Below are 17,700 nucleotides of genomic sequence, written 5' to 3' on the forward strand. Positions count from 1 at the left end.
CTCTCTAAACCATGAAATTTTTTATTGTACTGCTCCTCGTCCTTGCAGGGGGAAGGAGCACTGGTCAGATATATTTCGATCCGGCAGTTGCTGGAGCCACTGCCGCCCACTCGGCAATTATCAATAGCCAGCTCGAAAAGACAAACAGCAATCTTACCCTGATCCAGAAAGGGCAGCTGGCGGTTACCGGTCAGCTGGTGATCGTCAACGACCTGCAGGATAAGATTTATAAGGGTCTGAGCGAAGTGGCCGGCGTTGTAAAATCACTGCTAGCCGTCAGGGACATTACGGAGATCACATCAGATATTATCGAGGATGCCAACAAAACTTTGCAGATCGCTCAGGGAAATCCTGTTTTGCTGCTTTTTGCTGAGAAAGGCGCCCGGGAGTTTAAAGCAAGGGCGGGCACGATAGCAGCTGAAGCGAGCTCCTTTGTTTTAAGAGGTGGAAAAGATAACCTGATGGATTCGGGAGAACGGGCAAAACTTCTCAATAAAATACGCACCGAACTGATTATTCTTCGCGGAGTCGCCTACGGAATGCATCGTTCCATGTTCTGGGCAAAGCAGCGTGGTATTTTCAAATCGCTTAACCCCTATGCCGGCTTTATCAATATCGACAGAAAGATAGCCGATGATATTATCAGGAATACTAAATACTTAAAAAAATGAAATGGTTACTGGCAGGACTTCTATTTCTACAGCTTCCGCTTTTTGCTCAGATTAATGTTGAGCTGCTTCATCAGCTGGTTGCCGAAAGCAAATCCGAACATTCAAAACAGACAAAGACCAGGGACCGGCAGGGCCAGGTAAGCGCAGGAGAGGAGCTTAACCGCTCCAAAGTGGAGAAGCTGAAAGACCGGTACCGGCAGCTTAAGAACCGCTTTCATACCCTCGGCATGGCAATAGATGCCGGTCAGATTGGAATTAAAGCAGCACCTCTTGTTGAAGAGATCGTTCGTCACCAAACCATTATTGTGGAACAGGCTCAGAAAAAGCCTTATCTCATTCCGCTTGCTATCGAAACCCAGGAGGATCTTGTCAATAAGTCGCGGTCATTGGCAAAGTACCTGATTGGTCTTTCTGTGAGTTTCGGAGATCTGAACCAGATGAAGCAAAGCGACCGGAACCTCCTTTTCCGGCATGTGCTTACCCAGCTTCAGCGAATCGCTGCTACTTCAAGGGAACTGGCTCTGAACATGACCCGGAGCCGTCCTTCAAGCCCGGATAGTCCATTTTCTGATTTTATCAATCAGGATAAAAAGCTGGTCAATGACATCATGGAGAAAGTCAAAATTCTAAAGAAATAGTATATGAAACTGCTGCTCCTGTGTTTCCTGCTACCCTGTTTAGGATATAGTCAGGTGGTGATCTATGACCCCGGTCACTTTCAAATCGTGAATGAAAATGGTGTTTCCCGTTTCTCTGCAGAAATTACTCATAACAATTACCTGCGCTCTGTCAACCGTAATCTGGATGATATCAATCTGAATATGACCGCTGTTATCCTGGTTCAGAATATGATCAGAAACAGCCTCACTCAGATTGATCAGGCTCTGCGGTCGGGGCTCGCCGTTCGGCAACTGACTATGATCGGCCAGGAAATCCTGGCCGAATGCGAGCAAATGATTCAGGTTGCCCGATCCAGTCCTCACTTACTGCTCTTTGCTGAGGAGGCTGCCAGGCAGCTTAAGTTAAGGGCCGTAAGACTGGCCGCTGAGGTTGCAGAATTTATTCAGAAGGAAGGTGATCAGGTGATGATGGACTACCACAAACGGGATGAGTTGCTGCGAAAAATAATCCTGGAAATGAAAGTAATAAGGGCGCTTTGCTTTAGTATCCACCGCTCGGTCTACTGGGCTGCTGCCAGGGGATTTATCAGGTCTGTTAACCCTTTCCAGCATTTTATTAATCAAGACAGGCGACTTGCCGAAGAGATTATCCGCAATTATAAACGATTAAATAGCAAATTATGAAGCACTTACAGATCCTTCTGTTTATGTTGATATCCTTCTCTGTGGCCGGGCAGGTTACCATAAGGGACCGCCACATAACGCGGCAGCAGGAGAGAATGGTTTTCAAGCAATGGAACCGGAACCAGTTTACTCCACGTAAAGGATTTCTCGGGCTTAATCCATTATACTGGCTTACCTGGGGCCTGCATCCGGATTATCCTAAAAAAGACCTTCGGCCTCTTGGTCCCGCAGGGCCTCAAACCCAGCGACTTGCTATGGCTGCAGTAATGGAAAATGCGGTAAAACAGGCACGGGCTTATTCTGATACCCTTAGAAATACTGCCATTTCCGAGGTTTTTAATTATTCCGGGGAGGTTTCGGAGCTGGATCCCCTGTGGCAGTTATATTATAAAGCTGAGTTTCGTGACTTGCTGGAACATGATGGTGTTGATCATCTGAGAGGGCTTCCACTGCGGGAAAAGCAATACCTTGTCGACAAGGGTATTTATTCCTGGTACGCAGAGGAATCTCAGATTCTGCTGGAAAGGTTGGGCGCTGCCCGAAGGGTAGGGTTGGACCGGGGCTCGCGGATCCTGGCCTACCATCATATTCTCCAGGATTACCATAAGCTTCAGGCTTCCTGGGAGATGAAAAGGAACAGGATTCGGCTTTTCCTTAATTATGCTGCTCAGAGCCGCAGGACGGAAAAAATCCTTTATCCCTCCGGCCCATTTAATCTTACAGACCGGCAGATTGCTGATAAGATAATTAGAAAACTTAAACTCTGATCTATGCAGACATTTGAATATTTAAGCTTTACCGGTACTGGAGTCCTGCTGCAGGCAGCCGGGGCCACGGTACCAAAATCCTTCAAGGATACACTTGACTTTCTGCAGGGAATGGGCGTCTATGAGGACGGTATGATGCACTATCTCCGGGAACTGCGGAAATTTGTATGGGCCGAATATGATAATTTTATAGCAGATGCACAGGCCCTGGCCGCAATATTTACTCTGATTTATTTCGGCCTGAAATCCTATGAAATGATTTCGGGAGACCGGAAACTGGAGATTATGCCGCTGCTAAGACCTTTCGGACTGGCCATGATCATCTTTTGGTGGGGCGCATTCATAAAGCTGATCACTGTTCCTACTGATCTGATTGCCGCTCATACTGAAGAAATGTTCGATGAAAGCCAGATGCTCGTCAACGGACTCAGGATAGAGCGTGCATATCTTATGGTACAGTTATCCGATCAGCTCCTGAAGGTTCAGGCAGAGACGGAGGTGGCAAAGCATGAGGCCGATACCTGGTATGAAAATGCCTGGGAATCTGTCCGCTCATCGGTGAAAGAGGGGTTTTCAGAAGTCTGGAATCCCATTGTTGAACTCCGGAACCGTATGCAGGTCGGTCTGCAGCTCCTGCTGGCATCCCTGCTGGAAACGGTTGCAATATGGTTGCTCAGATGCTCCGTATATCTGATATTTATGCTGCAGATTATCTTCTCTACTATTCTAATAATACTCGGGCCTTTCTCGGTTGCAATAAGTATACTTCCCGCTTTCCGTGATTCCTTCACCACCTGGATAGCCCGGTTTATCTCCGTTAATCTTTATTCCGGAATAGCCTATCTGGTACTTTTTGTTGCCTCTCTTTTTCAGCAATATGCTCTGGAAGCAGAAATTACACGGTATACTGATCTGGTGGATCATTCAGGTGCAAATATGGCCAAGCTTGCTGCATTTGCCGGAAATGGTATTCTTTCCTTTGGAATGGTGATCGGAACTTTTGTACTTGGCGCCCTTACTATGCTTACTGTTCCCAGCATCAGTACCTGGGTAGTTTCTACTTCGGGAGTTACCTCCGCTATTTCTACAGTTGCACGGGGCGCCTCAACCATGTCAAGATCTTTTATCTCATTTATCAGGTAGCTCTGGTTTGTTGGTTAGGTGAGGCCGGCTGTGATCTGCAGCTGGCCTTTTTATTTAAAAATCATGATTATCCGAAACATAGAAAACAAAGTGAAGCTCGCCACTTTCGTCTCCGTCGGAAGCCTTCTTGCATCAGTTGCCATTTCTTTTCTGGTCTCACTGTATGCCTACAGACAGGTTTCCAACGCAAGGAAAAGCGTTTATGTGCTGGATGCTAACAGTATTCCACTTCTTATCAGACAGGCTGATATCAAGGTTAACCGGGTGGCGGAGTACAAAGCTCACATCAACCTCTTTCATTCCCTCTTCTTTTCGGTGACTCCTGATGAGAAATTCATCGAGTACCAGATGAAAAAAGCGATGTATCTCATTGATGAGAGCGGGGCCCTGCAGTATAATAACCTTAAGGAAAAGGGATACTTCAACTCCATTCTCTCATCAAGTGCCGTTCTCACATTGCAGACGGATTCTATACTGGTTGACGAAGGCCGGAAGTACTTCCGCTATTATGGTAAACAGAAGATCGACAGAAGAAGCTCGTTCATAATCCGCTCCCTGGTCACCGAAGGAAATATCCAGGATCTTGAGGTCCGTTCTGACAATAATCCTCATGCAGCACTGATCATTCACTGGAAAACAATAGAAAATAAAGACCTTGAAAATGCACAGAAAAACACATTCTGAAGGCGAAAGTGAACCTTTGGCGGAGAGCATGAGCGGCTTTGCCGGGAAGGTAAACCATAGTCGTTTCATTTATTTTACGATGATCATTCTGATTGGCTTGTCTCTGATTCAACTGATCTTTAGGGTAACAGGCGACAAAAAGGAAGCTTCTTTAAGCTTGAAGGGGAGGTACCCTCCCGGACTAGCATTCCCCGCATTACCCTCCGGAACTCTAAGCGATCTGGATAATCTTCTTAAACTCAACGCTGCGATCAGTCTCCTTTCATCTCGGGATTCCCTGACGTCGAACGACTCCATGAAACTTAAAGAGGCTCTGCTCCAGATGCAGCATATCGAAACACAGCTTCAACAAAAACTCAAATAGGTATGAAAATAGATTTTAAACAACCACGATACATTATTCCCCTCATCGTTTTTCCCTTCCTCTGCTGTTTCTTTTACATCTATAAGTCCAGCCTGGAGAAAAAGCAGGAACCCCTGAGCCGGAAAGATGATCTTCAGGAAAACATTGCAGATGTTTCTGATCAGGTGAAAGCCTCGGGAATAGAGGATAAGCTGGACGCTTACAGAAACCAGTTCAGGGAATCCGACGGGTACACGGCGATGAACAACCTGCAGGAAGAGCAGTCAGGGGAAACCCGGGTACCGGATCTCTACAATGAGCAGGAAAAACAGGTACTGGATTCCATTGAGAAGGCCATTAAGTCCCAATACCGGTCCCCTGGTTATAATCAGGTGCCGGCTTACAGCCCTGTGAATAAAAATGTTCCCAGGAAACAGGCCGCTGATATTAATTCTCATCAGGCTCTTGCCCGTGCTCTGAATAGCTTTTCCCACCGGGACGGCAGAGAACCTAAGGAAGAACCCGATCCGATGAAAGTCTTCAGAGAGCAGATGGCGCTGGTAGACAGTATGAGCAGGGCCAATGATCCGGAATATAAAGCGGAATTGGCAAAACAGCGAAGGGCTGAGTTATGGGAAAGGGAAAAGGCGGAAAAGAAGCTGTTGCCGGTAAGGAAAACCTCAGGAGATATGATCTTTAACACCATACTTCCCCACCAGGATAGAAGCTTTATTACTGCTTTAATCGATCAGGATACCCGTAGTTATTCCGGTTCCAGGGTACGACTCAGACTGACGGAGGATCTCCTGGCTGGCAAATTCCTGGTTCCGAAAGGAACTTTGCTTTATGCTACAGTCTCGGGATTTTCTGCAGAGCGTATCAAACTGAGTATTTCTTCGATCCTATGTAAAGATCATATTCTGCCGGTTAGTCTCGAAGTCTATGACCTGGATGGTTTGCCCGGCCTTTACGTACCGGCCTCCGTATTCCGGGAGTTTTCCAGGGAGCTTGGCGGTAATACCATCCAAGGTGTGAATATTCAGGATCAGGTGGAGACCAACAGCCAGCTCGTCATGAGCCTCATGCAGAAAATGTTTCAGTCTACCTCAACTGCTGTTACCAAGCTGCTCCGCCAAAATAAGGCAGAACTTCAATACAGTACTCACGTGTATCTGATTGATCCTGCAGAACTTAAGAAAAAACAGAATAATTATTAAATAGAAATGCTATGAAATATTTCGCTATTTTTATCAATGTGATGATTTTCAATCTCACCTATGCTCAAATGTTTACCCGCCTGTCCGATGTTCCCCTTATCTCTGTAAGCCCTGGCGGTACCCTGCACCTGGTCTCTCCTGAATCAATAACCTATGTCGATATTTCCAGCTCCAGTTTTGCTGGTGACCTTCCTCTTAAAAATCTTCTGAGGCTCAAAGCCCGGCCCGATTCAGGAAAAGTAATGTCGCTTATTAAGGATTGTCTGATAACAGTAGCAGGCGAAAGTTATATAGCGCACTACAAGGTGAGTTGCAACAGGGCGATGCCTCCTGATACAGCTATTGTCCGGGTCAGTATTTTGCCTGAACAGATGAGTCCTTTGCTACATAAAGATCACCACTTGTCGTCGGGGGACTTGAGAAAATCTGCTTTAAGTATTCTTCGCTCCGGCAGTAAAGGAGCCATGAGGCGACATTCAGGTAGGGGCATTCAGGGACGTGTAAATGGTGTTTATGTGCAGGAGGACTATATTTTCCTTGACCTTGGCTTTGCAAATCGCAGTAATCTTTCCTATTCGATAGACGACATACGGTTCTCTATTGAAGACAAAAGAATTCATAAAACCGCCAATGTGCAGGCTGTAAGCATCTCGCCTGTCTTCTCCCTGTTTTCCAGGGATGCCTTCAAACACAATTACCGTAACATCTTTGTCTTCCGGAAGCTCACCTATCCGGGTAATAAAGTGCTTAAAATTACATTAAATGAAAAGCAGATATCGGGAAGAACGGTTACTGTACAGTTACCCTATTCCGATATCCTTTCCGCTGACCTTATTCCTTATGATCAATAAAAATGATGAATCTATGAACAGTCCTGCCCGAATAAGCATCAGATCTGCTTCTGTTCCCGGGAGTACAAACGATGCAGACCCAGAGATCGTTGCTTTTTTTCGTGGCATCCTTAAATCCTCTTTCCCTGAGGAATACGAGCGGCTGGATCTCGAAGGGAAGCTGGAAGAGGAGCTCGTTCGTATTTTCAGTGCATGTCAGTCTATAGTTGCTGACTATAATATGGAAATGGATTTGAACAATCCTTATTTTCTTTATCGGGTAATAGAGGAGATCTATTGCCATTTCCTGAAACCTTAGTTCTCGCCTTTCCCGGGCAGTTCCTCTGTATTCTATTATGAGGAATTTAACATGATATACTTATGGAAGAGTCAAAGGAGCAGCAAAGCCTCCATCGTCTGCTGCAATTCTCCGTTTATATTTCTGTGGTTGCCGAAATTCTGATTTTTGAGGTTTATAGGTTTCTTCTCCTGGATGGTATACCCGGTAGAATAATTACTCATCTGCTTGTTTCGTTATCCAGGATCCCCATGTATAAAGATCTCCTTTACAGTAAACTTTTCACTTTGGGGCTTATCATGCTTGTCTCGGTAGGCACTTTAAGCCGGAAGAAAAGGGATTTCAATAGCACGCATCTGATTGTATTCCCACTGGTAGTAGGGTTGTCGATTACATTTTCCGGGATTTACTTTCATAGTTTTCCTCGTTCGCATCACTTCCTTTCTCTCATTCCCGCAAGGATTCTTTATGTGCTTAGTGCCTTTGCCGGAACTATTCTGGTTCACGTGGCCATGGACAATATCTCGAAGATCATCGCAACGAAGCTTGGCCGCGACAGATGGAATATCGAAGAGGAATCTTTTATGCAGCCTCTCAGGGCAAGGAAAACGCCCTATTCTGTAAATATCCCCATGCTGTTTTATTTCCGTGGCCGGGTGCGAAAGGGTTGGATCAATATTGATAATATTTTTCGCGGTACATTGCTCATCGGGACACCTGGATCCGGCAAGTCTTTTGGTGTTGTAAACTCCTTCATTCGCCAGCTCATTGCAAAGGAATTTACAGCCTGTATATATGATTTCAAGTTCCCGGATCTTGGAAAAATTGCTTACTACCATTTCCTTAAGGCAAAGCGGGAGGGAAAATGCAGGGACTATGCTTTTCACGTTATTAACCTCAGTGAAGTCCAGAAGAGCAGAAGAGTTAACCCATGGAAGAGTGAGTATATCAAAACCCTTGCGGATGCTTCCGAAACTGCCGAGGCTCTGGTAGAAGCATTAAAGAAGGGAGACAAGTCCGGTGGCAGTGATCAGTTCTTTACCCAGTCTGCCGTAAACTTCCTGGCTTCCTGCATCTACTTCTTCAGCAAGTACGAGCAAGGCCGGTACTCAAGCCTTCCTCATGTTCTGGCTTTTCTGAACTGTTCCTACGAGGAGATCTTTCATACGCTTTTTTCAGAGCCGGAACTAAGCTCTCTCCTGTCTCCTTTTATGACCGCCTATCGGGCGCGCGCTTTTGAACAGCTCGAAGGGCAAGTGGGAACTTTGAAGATCTTTATCAGCAGGCTGGCAACGAAGGAAACGTTCTGGGTCTTTTCAGGAGATGATGTCAATCTCAAAATAAGCGGCTCCCAGTCTCCTTCAGTGATTGTGCTGGCTAACGATCCTGAAACCCAAAGCATAAATTCGGCCTGCTACTCCGTTGTGCTGAACCGCCTTACCCGTCTGATAAATACAAAAGGCAATCTTCCCAGTGCCCTTATTATTGATGAGGTGCCTACGCTTTTTATGCATCGCATAGAAAACCTTATTGCAACTGCCCGGAGCAATAAGGTGGGTGTGCTACTCGGGTTACAGGAATTGCCGCAGTTTAAACAGCAATATGGCAAGGAAACAGCTACGACTATTGCCGCTGTTATCGGAAATGTGCTTTCCGGGTCAGTAAGAAATAAGGAAACACTTGACTGGCTTGAACGCCTGTTTGGTAAAGTAAAACAGACAGGTGAAAGCCTAAGCATCGACCGTTCTAAAACTTCTCTTTCTCTGAGTGAAAAGCTTGAGCCCCTGATCCCGGCAGGAAAGATTGCTTCGCTGAAAGCGGGAGAAATGGTGGGTATTCTCGCCGCAGAGGCAGAAGAAGGATACTCGGGCAAGTATGAGACATCAGCCGTCCACTGTAAGGTTAACCTGGATATGGACAGTATTAAAAAGGAGGAGGCTGCTTATCCGCCCATGCCGGATTATTACCAATTCGGGGGGAAAACGGAGGAGGTTCTGCGAAAAAACTATCAACGGATTACTACTGAAGTAAAGGAGCTTACGGCCTTGTTTAAACCTCCAGCTCCCCGGACCGAAAATTCTGCAGCCGATAATAATTAAAAACCAAAATCTTTTTAATGAAACTGATGCAAGGACTTGTAATGGCAATATCGTGGGCAGTCTCAGCAACAGCTCAGGAGATGCCTCTTGCTCTTCCCTTAGAATCGCTCAGGGTCACCTCACCATTTGGATACAGAACCCACCCTCTTTTAAAAGGTTCGCAATTTCATAAGGGGATAGATCTGGCTGCCAGGCAAGAACCGGTACGGGCGGTAATGGTAGGTGTGGTATTTGAAACGGGCATCCATCCAACTCTGGGAAACTATATCGTGATAGATCATGGAGGGATCAGGAGCCAGTATGGTCATCTAAGAAAGATTATTGTTGAGCCGGGAAGAATCGTTACAGCCGGGGAAGTAATAGGCATTACCGGGCATTCCGGCAGGGTCACGGGGGAACACCTGCATTTTGCCCTATTTTATAATCATCAGCCTATCGACCCTTTGTTGTTTTTAGGGAAACTAATAGGATATATCACTTCTCGTTAATAAAAACTATGATTTATGAAGACAATATTTGAAATGGAACAGCTACCACTTGATCAGTTCAGGGAGCTTGGCCTGATAGAAGGCGACCGCCTTCTTTTGCCCGAGAACCATATACAAGCAATGCTTGCGGGAAGACGGACTGACTTTATAAGACTCGAAGATCTTTCTTTCGGAGCCGATCGTATTCCTGAAATCGATGTGAAGTTGTCGCTTTCTTATGTCGGCGGGGAAGCAAGCCTGAATATTCATCCGGTATACAAGGAACCCAAAATGCATCCCTCGTTAACAGACTGGGCAAAAGATTACCTTATAGAAGGAGAGGGCCGGTCAATGGAGCTTGAAGTTGAAAGTGAAAAGGGGAAAAGACAGAACAGAATATTTGAATATGACCCCGAGACTAACGAATTCCTTTCCTATGCTCCGTCATACCTGTTTGCTCCTGAGCAGATTAATCAGTCCGTTCTTAACATGGGCCAGAAAGCCCGGTTTAGGAAAGGTGAATGGGTACTTTTGGATGACGGCACCTCTATCCAGCATCGGGCTTCCGATTCAAAAGGCCTTTTAAGCAGTGGCAAACAGGTAATGTTTTCTGTAAAGGAAGATAAAAACATGGTTGTTTATCGAATCGGAGACTTAAAACAGCTTTTTGGAGATGAAAAGGAAAGTAATAATAGGGGTTTAGAGAAAGAGCAAAAAAAATCCTTTGAGGTATCGAAAGAAATAGATAGCGTTAGTATTCATGAGCGGAACAGAGGCTATAACCAGAATGGTTCGCGCTGATGCACCCCTTCGATTCTCTCGGTCTGGCAGCTAAGGTCGTGACTTTTTTTGAGCCATTTTTTCATTACGCTGAAGACCTCTCCATTCTTTTTGCATACTACAGCCAGTCTGACATTGCCTTTGAAACCTTTATATCCGGAAAGGTCCGTTCTGTTGCCACCAGAGGTATCTGGCAGGCTTGCCCAACTCATCCCCGCTGCGTTAGAGATCTGTATCTCTTTCCCTCTGCTATGGAAGCTCTTGCCTTCTTTCATTATAAAACTTCACTGCTTTCCGAGGGCTCTGAAATTGCAGCAGTTTCAACGGGAATCCTGCCTCATAAGGAACAGGTACTGCTTTTGAAAGAAAGGTATAAGGAAGCAAAATTACATTTAGTCTGTCCTTCTGACCTCGCCGGTCGTATTGCCGATTGTAAAATAGCTCTCTGGGCAAAGGGACTTAATGCTTTTTTTCATTGTGATAGGGACAGTCTATTAATTGAGTTTGGAGGAAGAAACCTTTTGCTGCCAGGAAGCATGCTTTCACTGTCTAGTTTTCAGAAGCAGGCGGGACTGAAGTTTTCGCTTAGAACTCATAAACCCAGGAATCGCTACAATACCTACTATGAGCTGCTTCTTGATTCAATTTGATTTTACACTTTAAATTTCTAGTTATGAATGAAAACAATCTTGATTATCTGAAAAACAGTCTTAAGTATCTTGGCTTTGGCGATAAGCTTAACAAGGTACTTGAATCCGCCATCTCTCAGGAGTTGCCCAAGTTTACCATCAGTCTCAATAATGAGGTAAACAACCAGTCAAAAGAAAAACAGGGCCAGAAGGATTTTATGCGTTACGACATAAACTTCAGCAAAAGTAATGAAAGCGATATGTACTTCCTCAACGGCTATCACGCGAAGCTTGAAAAGCCGGATGCGCCCTCCCGGGAACATACCTTCAATCTCAGCCAGAACAACTGGATTACGGCCAAAGAAGCTTATAATCTTCTCTCAGGAAGGTCCATAAATAAGGATATACCTCGCAGGGAGGAAGGCGCAGAAAAGGTGAATGTCTGGATGAAGCTTGACCTGGAGGTGAAAGATGCACGCAATAATTTCCCCGCCAGATATTTCTATCCCAACTATGGATTCGATGCAGAGCAAACCCTAGCCAAATACCCACTGAAACAGCCTGACGAGAAGCAGAAGGAAGAAATGCTGAATGCCTTCAGGAAAGGAGATTTAGTTCAGGTCGAAGTGAAGCTGAACGGAAAGCTTCAGCCCGCGTATGTTGCAGCCAATCCAGAAATGAAAGCAATGGACTTCTTTGACCAGAAGCTGCAACCGATTCACAGTTCTAAGTTATTGCCAGAGCAGGGGAAGGAGGCTAAGGAAAGTAAAGTGTTGGTTGTAGATGAGAAAGCCTCCGCTGGCATAAATAAAGAGGATAAGCCCTGGGAACAGGCTCCCGAAGAACAAAAGAACTCGAAGTCAGTCGGCCGTTAAGCAATTATGATTGGTGCTGCTCATCAACAGGAGCAGCACTTATTGCCCCCAAATACTTTCTCCATTACCTTACCTGTTGTTCCTAAGATTTTGACTGCAGAGTGGGGGGATAAGCAGGTAGACAAGGAGGGTAGTCCAGTGAAAGCTTATTGCCAGGTATAAATAAACAGAAAACAATTACAATAATTCAAAGTTTCTTCTGCCGTTTAGCTGATCCTGCACTAATATGTGGAACTTCCCCAAAAGACTTCACATTCTTATAGCTGTGAAATTAAAATTCATTATTATTGACCTGATGTCAGCATCAGCACATGAGCAGGGTTTTAAAAACAGAAATACCATTAGTTTCAGTATTGAATAATTGCTTTCCGAGAATTGATTACCAGGATTGTTATTGCATGCAGGTGGACCGTGGTGATCTGCAATTAAATGATGTCGTCCGGTGCTTTTTCACCACCGCTCCAGGTTGGGTAGTAAATATGATGAAACTTAGGGATAAACTCGGAAAGATTGCAGGCCTTAAAGTCAATAAGGATACGCGGCATGTCTCCTCAAACCCCAATACATCCGCTTTTTTACCGGGAGAGAAGTTTGGCTTGTTCCAGATAATAGAGAGGAATGAATTAGAGGTGATTATGGGATCAGATGATAAGCATCTTAACTTTAGAGTTTCCCTGTTCCTTGATAAGCTATCCGGTAATCAAAAAAGGATTTTTATTTCAACAGCGGTCTTAATGCACAATGGATTTGGTCGAAGCTATATGAAACTCGTTGCCCCATTTCACCGGATAGTGGTTCATGGAATGATGAATAAGATATACAGCAGGCTCAAGCAGGCTTCCTGAAAAAACGAAAAATTTGTTGCCCTACAAGCAGCTCTGCAGTTATTACAGTTGGAGGGCTGGTAAAATACTCCATCTCCATAATCGTTTTTTGTGTTTGGTGCGAAACTCAATGCTCCGGCTTATTCCTGCTTCATTTTCAGCGCGGTCAAATAACATGATTTATAGTCTGTCTAAGGAGTTGCTCTGAATAAACAGGTAGTTGACGTTGACCCAGACCAAATGTTATCCTGAAAAACTACTAATAGGCATCTGCAATTAAATAAATCAAATAAAGGGGCGTAAGCTTCGTCCACGCGGAAAAAAAATATTAAAAGTTTGGATTGTTGAATGAGATGTCTACTTTTATTCAACAATGTTGAATAGTCTTTAACGCTGCTCACTAACTAAGTTATTTACTAACCATCAACTCATTTATGATTAAAAGAATTGCGAAGCTTTTAGTATACGTAGCCATATTATTGCAGGCGAATAAAGTATACTCCCAGGCAATGGGTGCCGCCTGTATTAATGTAGACTTAAAAGAGAAAGTTGGTACTATGGACCCAGTCTGGGCATGGTTCGGTTATGATGAGCCGAACTACACTTATATGAAAGATGGGAAGAAACTCCTTTCGGAAATAGCAGAATTAAGTCCTGTTCCTGTTTATGTAAGAACCCATAGCCTTCTGGTAACAGGCGATGCTAAGGCTGCTCTAAAATGGGGATCTACAAATGCTTATACAGAAGATGCAAGGGGCAATCCTATCTACAACTGGGCAATCATCGACAGTATTTTTGACACTTATATCAAAAGAGGAATGAAACCTCTTGCTCAGATCGGCTTTATGCCAGAAGCTTTGTCAACCAACCCAACTCCGTACAGGCACTATTGGAAGCCAGGCGATCCGTATTCTGATATTATAACCGGGTGGGCCTATCCACCTAAAGACTACAATAAATGGCGCGAGCTGGTATATCAGTGGGTAAAACATTCCATTGAAAGATATGGCCAAAAAGAAGTAGAGAGCTGGTATTGGGAAGTTTGGAATGAACCTAATGGTTTCTATTGGAAAGCCAGTATGGAAGAGTTCTTTAAACTTTATGATTATGCAGCCGATGGTGTAAAAAGAGCGCTTCCTACAGCAAAGATCGGGGGAATAAATATCGCAGCCACAGGAGAAAAAAGCGGGATTGAATGGACAACTAAATTTGTAGAGCATTGCATAAATGGTACAAATTACGCAACCGGTAAAAAGGGTTCTCCAATGGATGCACTGCTGTTCCATGCTAAAGGAAGTCCCCGCTTAACAAATGGTATAGTAAGGATGAATATGTCTCCTCAGATGAGGGATATAGAAGCTGGTTTCAAGATTGCTGCTGCCTACCCCCAAACCAAAAACCTTCCTTTAATTATCGGAGAGTCAGATCCTGAAGGTTGTGCGGCATGTGGTATGGCTACAAATCCTGAAAATGCTTATCGAAACGGTACTTTATATTCAAGTTACACTGCAGCAACTTTCGCCAGGAAATATATGCTTGCCGACCAGTACGATGTCAATTTTTTAGGGGCTGTCTCCTGGTCATTTGAATTTGAAGATCAACCCTGGTTTTATGGCTTCCGTGATCTGGCAACAAATGGAGTAGATAAGCCGGTGCTTAACGTTTTCAGAATGTTCGGCAAAATGAGTGGAGACAGGGTGAAAGTGACTGGCAACAGAATGTATCCACTAAAAACTGTTGTAGATTCAAGCATTCGCGGAGCTAAAACAGAAATAGGAGGATTAGCAGCTAAAGCATCCAAATCCGCAGCCGTAATGGTGTGGAATTACCACGATGAAGACAGGCAAGGCCCTGCCGAAGCCGTTAATGTTTCCATTTCCGGAGTTCCGGCTAAATCAGCAAAGCTTAACATTTACCTTATTGATGACGAAAACAGCAACTCCTACGAAGTGTGGAAGAAGATGGGTTCTCCGCAAAGTCCTTCAGCTGCACAAATTTCTGAGTTAGAAAAAGCGGGAAAATTAAAGTGTGTACAAACAAAGAACATAGCTATCAAATCAAACAAGGCTCAAGTGCAACTGAATTTAAAACGCCAGGCAGTGGCCCTGGTAGCTCTCGCCTGGTAATGATTCAATAGTTAAGAAGCTTGTTCAACGGCCTCGAATTCTATAGCTTTGAGAAAAATAAACCATGTAATTACAAAAGTGAGTACTAAAACCGAATTGTTGAATGAGTCCAGTGCGGAAACCTTAGAGGTTGGTGATAGGATCAGGATCTTAAGGATAACCCAGAAAAGAACGTTGCAGGAGGTTGCCGACAGCTGCGGTCTGTCCAAGAGTATGATCTCGAAAATCGAAAACAACAGGACGGTGCCTTCTGTAGCAACACTTGTTAAAATCGCACAAACGCTCGGGACCAATATATCCAATCTCCTGGAGCGTGATGGCTGGTCAAAAGCAATTGTTACTACCCGGCAGGAAGCGGAGGAGAAATTCGTTTCAACGGAAAAAGGGTATTCAATATTCCCTTATGCCTCAGAGTTTCATGGAAAAAAAATGCAGCCCTTTTTATTTGAAGCGATAAAAGGGAAAGTTATCCCTCATCAGCTGTCGCATGAGGGGGAGGAGTTTGTTTTTATTGTGGAAGGATCTATGAGGATGCAGGTTGCCGAAACGGAGTATATCCTTAAAACGGGAGATAGTTTGTATTTCAACGCACTTCAAAAACACGGCATTATTCCTATCTCTGATAAGGTGGTTTACATAGATATTTTTGTCTAAGCTAATTGCCAATTCATTCAGTACCTCTGTCTCGCCCTACTATTACATATGAAGAGAACCGTCTTTATTGACAGCAGTTTGCGCTGTTAATGGAGCCCCTGGGAACATAAACTGCCTCGTTACTTTAAAAAATATTTTATTGAAAATGACCTTTATTGAAATATCAAAACTAGCCATAACCCTTTCCGCTGTTGTTTTCTTAGCGGTTAGCAGTACACTTGCTCAATCAACCACTAACGCTGGCTTAACACTTCCCAGCAAATTCAAGGCAGAGATGCTGATCGACGGGTTAGGCGGGGCCCGCCACATTGCAGTTACCCCCAACAACAAGATCTATGTACGCTTATCCCGGTTAAGGGAAGGTAAGGGCACGGTGTTGCTCGGGGAAAAGGATAATAAAGCTACTGTTATTTCCCGCTTCGGTGATTTTGCAGGAACAGGGGTTTATTTAAAAAACGGCTACCTCTATACCTCGTCTAACAGCGAAGTTTTTCGCTACAAACTGAATGAGAACTTTGAGGTAGTTGATCCAGCTGTACCTGAAAAGCTCGTTACCGGCCTGGTTGATCAAGGCACTCACGAAACGAAGTCAATTGTGGTAGACGATGCCGGAAACATGTATATTCCGATCGGTGCACCTTCAAATTCCTGTCAGGAAAAAGACAGGCAACAAGGATCGTTGGGTATTAAAGATTGTCCTTTGCTGCAAACAGCCGGGGGAGTATGGCTTTTTAAATCCGACAAATTAAATCAAACCTACCATGACGGCATTCGCTACGCCACGGGTTTAAGGAATGTTGTTGCTGTAGATTTTAACAAGCAAACCAATGCTCTGTATGTTATGCAGCATGGGCGGGATCAGTTGAATACGATCTTCCCTGATCTATACTCTGTAAAGGATAATGCAGAGCTGCCTGCTGAATGTATGTATGCCCTGTCTCAAGGTGCTGATGCGGGCTGGCCTTTCATCTATTATGATCCGATGAAGAAGAAAAAAATGCTTGCTCCTGAATATGGTGGCGACGGCAAGAAGGAAGGATCTTCACAATATTTAGATCCTGTAGCTGCCTACCCCGCTCATATGGCACCCAATGGCTTACTGTTTTATACCGGCAATCAATTTCCGGAAAGATATAAGAACGGCGCTTTTATCGCTTTTCATGGGTCATGGAACCGTGCTCCGGAACCTCAAAAAGGATTTTTTGTAGTGTTTCAACCCTTTAAAGATGGGAAGCCTTCCGGCGATTGGGAAGTGTTTGCAGACGGCTTTGCAGGATCGCCGGAGAAAGCAGCTATTGGCAGGGCAGAGCGCAAACCTTGCGGTTTAGCCCAGGGGCCTGATGGTTCCTTATATATATCCGACGATGTAAAAGGAGCTATTTTTAAAATAAGTTATAATGCCAATGCTGTTGAACCAGCTATGGCCGCCAGCCTTAAGACCCCTGCAGTTGTTAAAGCCGGATCGCCAGGTGTTAAGCCTGCCCCAGCAAAACCAAGGGTGGTTAAGCCAGTTCCGGCAGTGGCGAAGAAACCTGTGGTTGCATCGAAACCTACTGCCGTATCCAAATCAATAGCAGCTGGCAAAGCTATTTATATGCAAAGTTGCGTAGCATGCCATCAGGTTGATGGGGGAGGGGTGCAAAATCTAAATCCTCCCTTAATCAAAACAAGCTATGTACTAGGTGCACCGCAAAAGTTAATTAACGTGCTGTTGAAAGGTCTATCGCAACAGCCGGTAGATGGCGAGATGTATAGCAATGCCATGCCTCCTTACAATTATCTTAGCGACAAACAAATTGCCGATGTTTTAACCTATGTCAGGAACAACTTCGGTAACAAAGCCAGCGCAATCACACCCGAGCAGGTGAAGGCTGTAAGAGCTAAAAAGTAGAAAGTATAATACAAATTCAAATGCTCAGCTATTGTAGCTGAGCATTGAAAGCCGGGCCTAAAAATTCTGTAAGTATAATCTTGCCGAGTCGTATGCAA

The 17,700-nt window shown here is 44.6% G+C and carries 20 protein-coding genes; all 20 read left to right on the top strand.

Features of this window, described 5'->3' with window-relative positions; translation table 11 throughout:
- Positions 1 to 11 precede the first annotated feature (11 nt).
- The 20 genes from J4N25_RS21055 (at position 12) to J4N25_RS21150 (ending at position 17,602) form a co-directional block, all read left to right on the top strand.
- Complete coding sequence (locus J4N25_RS21055; RefSeq protein ID WP_207423776.1) at positions 12 to 671, top strand: hypothetical protein; 660 nt, start codon at positions 12 to 14, stop codon at positions 669 to 671.
- Positions 668 to 1,309, top strand: coding sequence for a hypothetical protein (locus J4N25_RS21060; protein ID WP_207423777.1), 642 nt, complete (start codon positions 668 to 670; stop codon positions 1,307 to 1,309). Before J4N25_RS21055 ends, J4N25_RS21060 begins: the two co-directional genes overlap by 4 nt.
- A 3-nt stretch (positions 1,310 to 1,312) precedes the next feature.
- A complete protein-coding gene (locus J4N25_RS21065) occupies positions 1,313 to 1,975 on the top strand; it encodes a hypothetical protein (protein WP_207423778.1) in 663 nt (220 codons plus the stop codon).
- Positions 1,972 to 2,742, top strand: coding sequence for a hypothetical protein (locus tag J4N25_RS21070; protein ID WP_207423779.1), 771 nt, complete (start codon positions 1,972 to 1,974; stop codon positions 2,740 to 2,742). Before J4N25_RS21065 ends, J4N25_RS21070 begins: the two co-directional genes overlap by 4 nt.
- A gap of 3 nt (positions 2,743 to 2,745) precedes the next feature.
- Positions 2,746 to 3,885, top strand: coding sequence for a TraJ family protein (locus tag J4N25_RS21075; RefSeq protein WP_242695964.1), 1,140 nt, complete (start codon positions 2,746 to 2,748; stop codon positions 3,883 to 3,885).
- Between the two features lie 63 nt (positions 3,886 to 3,948).
- Positions 3,949 to 4,569: a conjugative transposon protein TraK gene (gene traK, locus J4N25_RS21080; protein ID WP_207423780.1), complete on the top strand. Its 621-nt coding sequence runs from the start codon at positions 3,949 to 3,951 to the stop codon at positions 4,567 to 4,569.
- On the top strand, positions 4,547 to 4,933 hold the full coding sequence (locus J4N25_RS21085) for a hypothetical protein (protein WP_207423781.1): 387 nt from the start codon (positions 4,547 to 4,549) through the stop codon (positions 4,931 to 4,933). Before traK ends, J4N25_RS21085 begins: the two co-directional genes overlap by 23 nt.
- Positions 4,934 to 4,935: 2 nt before the next feature.
- A complete protein-coding gene (traM, locus tag J4N25_RS21090) occupies positions 4,936 to 6,129 on the top strand; it encodes a conjugative transposon protein TraM (protein ID WP_207423782.1) in 1,194 nt (397 codons plus the stop codon).
- Positions 6,130 to 6,140: 11 nt separating this feature from the next.
- Positions 6,141 to 6,980: a DUF4138 domain-containing protein gene (locus J4N25_RS21095; RefSeq protein ID WP_207423783.1), complete on the top strand. Its 840-nt coding sequence runs from the start codon at positions 6,141 to 6,143 to the stop codon at positions 6,978 to 6,980.
- Positions 6,970 to 7,278: a hypothetical protein gene (locus J4N25_RS21100; RefSeq protein WP_207423784.1), complete on the top strand. Its 309-nt coding sequence runs from the start codon at positions 6,970 to 6,972 to the stop codon at positions 7,276 to 7,278. Before J4N25_RS21095 ends, J4N25_RS21100 begins: the two co-directional genes overlap by 11 nt.
- A gap of 62 nt (positions 7,279 to 7,340) precedes the next feature.
- Positions 7,341 to 9,356, top strand: coding sequence for a type IV secretion system DNA-binding domain-containing protein (locus tag J4N25_RS21105; protein ID WP_207423785.1), 2,016 nt, complete (start codon positions 7,341 to 7,343; stop codon positions 9,354 to 9,356).
- 17 nt (positions 9,357 to 9,373) lie between these two features.
- Entirely contained in the window at positions 9,374 to 9,844 is a 471-nt protein-coding gene (locus J4N25_RS21110; protein ID WP_207423786.1) for a M23 family metallopeptidase, read from the top strand.
- A gap of 15 nt (positions 9,845 to 9,859) precedes the next feature.
- Positions 9,860 to 10,624 (top strand): DUF4099 domain-containing protein, encoded by a 765-nt coding sequence (locus J4N25_RS21115; protein WP_207423787.1) that lies wholly within the window; start codon positions 9,860 to 9,862, stop codon positions 10,622 to 10,624.
- Positions 10,624 to 11,253 (top strand): hypothetical protein, encoded by a 630-nt coding sequence (locus tag J4N25_RS21120; protein ID WP_207423788.1) that lies wholly within the window; start codon positions 10,624 to 10,626, stop codon positions 11,251 to 11,253. The genes J4N25_RS21115 and J4N25_RS21120 overlap by 1 nt, the downstream gene beginning before the upstream one ends.
- Positions 11,254 to 11,276: 23 nt before the next feature.
- Positions 11,277 to 12,107, top strand: a complete 831-nt coding sequence (locus J4N25_RS21125; protein WP_207423789.1) for a hypothetical protein — start codon at positions 11,277 to 11,279, stop codon at positions 12,105 to 12,107.
- A 6-nt stretch (positions 12,108 to 12,113) separates the two neighbouring features.
- The gene (locus J4N25_RS21130; RefSeq protein ID WP_207423790.1) at positions 12,114 to 12,269 is read left to right on the top strand and encodes a hypothetical protein; all 156 of its coding nucleotides are present in this window, start codon (positions 12,114 to 12,116) and stop codon (positions 12,267 to 12,269) included.
- A 149-nt stretch (positions 12,270 to 12,418) separates the two neighbouring features.
- A complete protein-coding gene (locus tag J4N25_RS21135) occupies positions 12,419 to 12,952 on the top strand; it encodes a DUF2867 domain-containing protein (protein ID WP_207423791.1) in 534 nt (177 codons plus the stop codon).
- A 413-nt stretch (positions 12,953 to 13,365) separates the two neighbouring features.
- Complete coding sequence (locus J4N25_RS21140; protein ID WP_207423792.1) at positions 13,366 to 15,057, top strand: GH39 family glycosyl hydrolase; 1,692 nt, start codon at positions 13,366 to 13,368, stop codon at positions 15,055 to 15,057.
- 78 nt (positions 15,058 to 15,135) lie between these two features.
- Positions 15,136 to 15,711, top strand: a complete 576-nt coding sequence (locus J4N25_RS21145) for a helix-turn-helix domain-containing protein (protein ID WP_207423793.1) — start codon at positions 15,136 to 15,138, stop codon at positions 15,709 to 15,711.
- 145 nt (positions 15,712 to 15,856) lie between these two features.
- The gene (locus tag J4N25_RS21150; protein ID WP_242695965.1) at positions 15,857 to 17,602 is read left to right on the top strand and encodes a PQQ-dependent sugar dehydrogenase; all 1,746 of its coding nucleotides are present in this window, start codon (positions 15,857 to 15,859) and stop codon (positions 17,600 to 17,602) included.
- The last annotated feature ends 98 nt before the right edge of the window (positions 17,603 to 17,700 follow it).

The sequence above is a fragment of the Desertivirga brevis genome (assembly GCF_017355835.1).

What these genes read in the sequence shown, in the direction of transcription:
- J4N25_RS21100 (WP_207423784.1), top strand. Translation starts at nt 6,970, where the DNA reads ATGATCAATAAAAATGATGAATCTATGAACAGTCCTGCCCGAATAAGC.
- J4N25_RS21070 (WP_207423779.1), top strand. Translation starts at nt 1,972, where the DNA reads ATGAAGCACTTACAGATCCTTCTGTTTATGTTGATATCCTTCTCTGTG.
- J4N25_RS21075 (WP_242695964.1), top strand. Translation starts at nt 2,746, where the DNA reads ATGCAGACATTTGAATATTTAAGCTTTACCGGTACTGGAGTCCTGCTG.
- traK (WP_207423780.1), top strand. Translation starts at nt 3,949, where the DNA reads ATGATTATCCGAAACATAGAAAACAAAGTGAAGCTCGCCACTTTCGTC.
- J4N25_RS21120 (WP_207423788.1), top strand. Translation starts at nt 10,624, where the DNA reads ATGCACCCCTTCGATTCTCTCGGTCTGGCAGCTAAGGTCGTGACTTTT.
- J4N25_RS21105 (WP_207423785.1), top strand. Translation starts at nt 7,341, where the DNA reads ATGGAAGAGTCAAAGGAGCAGCAAAGCCTCCATCGTCTGCTGCAATTC.
- J4N25_RS21055 (WP_207423776.1), top strand. Translation starts at nt 12, where the DNA reads ATGAAATTTTTTATTGTACTGCTCCTCGTCCTTGCAGGGGGAAGGAGC.
- J4N25_RS21110 (WP_207423786.1), top strand. Translation starts at nt 9,374, where the DNA reads ATGAAACTGATGCAAGGACTTGTAATGGCAATATCGTGGGCAGTCTCA.
- J4N25_RS21135 (WP_207423791.1), top strand. Translation starts at nt 12,419, where the DNA reads ATGAGCAGGGTTTTAAAAACAGAAATACCATTAGTTTCAGTATTGAAT.
- J4N25_RS21130 (WP_207423790.1), top strand. Translation starts at nt 12,114, where the DNA reads ATGATTGGTGCTGCTCATCAACAGGAGCAGCACTTATTGCCCCCAAAT.
- J4N25_RS21115 (WP_207423787.1), top strand. Translation starts at nt 9,860, where the DNA reads ATGAAGACAATATTTGAAATGGAACAGCTACCACTTGATCAGTTCAGG.
- J4N25_RS21125 (WP_207423789.1), top strand. Translation starts at nt 11,277, where the DNA reads ATGAATGAAAACAATCTTGATTATCTGAAAAACAGTCTTAAGTATCTT.
- J4N25_RS21085 (WP_207423781.1), top strand. Translation starts at nt 4,547, where the DNA reads ATGCACAGAAAAACACATTCTGAAGGCGAAAGTGAACCTTTGGCGGAG.
- J4N25_RS21060 (WP_207423777.1), top strand. Translation starts at nt 668, where the DNA reads ATGAAATGGTTACTGGCAGGACTTCTATTTCTACAGCTTCCGCTTTTT.
- J4N25_RS21095 (WP_207423783.1), top strand. Translation starts at nt 6,141, where the DNA reads ATGAAATATTTCGCTATTTTTATCAATGTGATGATTTTCAATCTCACC.
- traM (WP_207423782.1), top strand. Translation starts at nt 4,936, where the DNA reads ATGAAAATAGATTTTAAACAACCACGATACATTATTCCCCTCATCGTT.
- J4N25_RS21150 (WP_242695965.1), top strand. Translation starts at nt 15,857, where the DNA reads ATGACCTTTATTGAAATATCAAAACTAGCCATAACCCTTTCCGCTGTT.
- J4N25_RS21140 (WP_207423792.1), top strand. Translation starts at nt 13,366, where the DNA reads ATGATTAAAAGAATTGCGAAGCTTTTAGTATACGTAGCCATATTATTG.
- J4N25_RS21065 (WP_207423778.1), top strand. Translation starts at nt 1,313, where the DNA reads ATGAAACTGCTGCTCCTGTGTTTCCTGCTACCCTGTTTAGGATATAGT.